General features: G+C 71.2%; 1 protein-coding gene. It reads right to left on the bottom strand.

Annotated features, from left to right (window positions below):
* On the bottom strand, positions 1-886 hold an 886-nt coding region (locus GJ693_RS16310), incomplete at both ends, for a tetratricopeptide repeat protein (RefSeq protein WP_156257262.1).

Genomic DNA, 886 nt, shown 5'->3' on the forward strand with positions numbered 1-886 from the left:
GGGCGTGCGGACCGATGGTGGCGGAGGCGGGGTGGGTGCTGGTGCGGCGGGGCGCGGCGGCTCCGGCTGCGACGGGGCAGCGGCGCCGGCCATGGGATCGGCCTTGTCCTCATCGTCGCCGGCGGCCTCTGCGGTTTTCAGCGCGGCCTGGTTAAGGGCGGCGGTGCTGTTGCCCGAAGCGGACAGCGGCGAAGACGGCGCAGGCGGGCTGGTGACCTGCACCGGAGGCGTGGGCGTTGTCACCGCGGCCATCGGAGGCGGCTGGATGCCGGGCTGGAACTGGGCGGGGATGCCGCTGCCGTTGGCCAGCGACGTGGCGATCTGCCAGCCATTGGCGCGGTCGATCGGCTGGATCACCTGGGACAATTCGTTCAAGGCCTTGGTGGCTTCGGGCAGGCCCTGGGCGGCGGCGCGCACCAGATAGGCATAGGCGAGCGGCAGCGACTTGCTCGCGCCGTCGCCGTTCCAGTGCACGATGCCAAGCACATATTGCGCGCGCATCTCGCCCTTGTCGGCGGCGGCCTTCAGCCAGCGCACGGCTTCGGCCTTTTCGGCGGCCTGGAATTGCAGGATGCCCAGATTGGCCTGGGCCGGCAGATGGCCCTTCACGGCGGCGCGGCGATACCAGTCGCGGGCGATGGCCTTGTCCATGGCGACGCCGCGGCCGAGCTTATAGGCCTGACCCATGTTGAACATGGCATCGGCATCGCCATTCTCGGCAAAGGGCTGCCACATGGAAACGGCATCATCCCACTTGCCGGCGCGCCACAGCTCGACGCCCTGGCGCACGGAGGGCGGCGGCGGGGTGGCGCGCACCGGGGCAGCCGCCACCGGGCGGCTGGTTCGGCCACGCTTGCCCTTCTTCTTGCGGGCGGCCAACGCCGGA

The organism is Sandarakinorhabdus oryzae, assembly GCF_009733735.1.
Taxonomy (GTDB): Bacteria; Pseudomonadota; Alphaproteobacteria; order Sphingomonadales; family Sphingomonadaceae; genus Sandarakinorhabdus; species Sandarakinorhabdus oryzae.